Source organism: Aliivibrio sp. A6, assembly GCF_028765505.1.
In the GTDB taxonomy this organism is placed as follows: domain Bacteria; phylum Pseudomonadota; class Gammaproteobacteria; order Enterobacterales; family Vibrionaceae; genus Aliivibrio; species Aliivibrio finisterrensis_A.
In genome coordinates, this window is record NZ_JARACR010000116.1 from 1 (window position 1) to 621 (window position 621).

1 protein-coding gene is annotated in these 621 nt (G+C 35.3%); it reads left to right on the forward strand.

Annotated elements, in window-relative coordinates:
* Positions 1-26 precede the first annotated feature (26 nt).
* Complete coding sequence (locus PVK70_RS18855) at positions 27-503, forward strand: hypothetical protein (protein ID WP_130049509.1); 477 nt, start codon at positions 27-29, stop codon at positions 501-503.
* Positions 504-621: the final 118 nt, after the last annotated feature.

Here is a 621-nt window from a genome sequence, read left to right on the forward strand (position 1 = left end):
TGTGCTTAAAAGAATAAGGAAATTCAATGATTGTTGATGATCAATTCCAAAGTCGAGTCCAAAAGTCGATAAAGTTACTTATGGAAAGGGATCCAGTTATTATCCAATATGATGATATTAATGATTTAAGTCTTAACTCGAATATTAATGATGAACGAATAAAAAATGAAGTAGTTAAAGGTGCAAATATATATGCTCTTTGGGTGCGAGGTAAGAGCTGTTCAGAGTGGACTCCTATGTATGTTGGTCAGAGAACCGAGTCTAAAATTATAGAAAGAATAAAGCAGCATTTGTTTAAAAAACCGAAGCAAACACAATCAAAGTTAAGCAAAGTAGAAAATGTGGTTTCCAAAGGCAGCTCTATTGGAATTACGACAATTCATGTATCTCCCGATCCATTAAGATTATCAATTGAAGACCAGATTATTTATCAAAATACGCCGACGGGAAAAGTTCTTCCTTGGAATAATAAGTCCCGAAATAAACCGTTAGTACGCACATAACAAATGCATCAACACGATTTGCTACACTCGGCGTTGTCAGTTTGCCTTTAGTTTCAGTGATTAAGGTAGTAAAATTCAGCTAGGTCTGTATCGTAGCAAACGTGTTATGCAGGCGTTA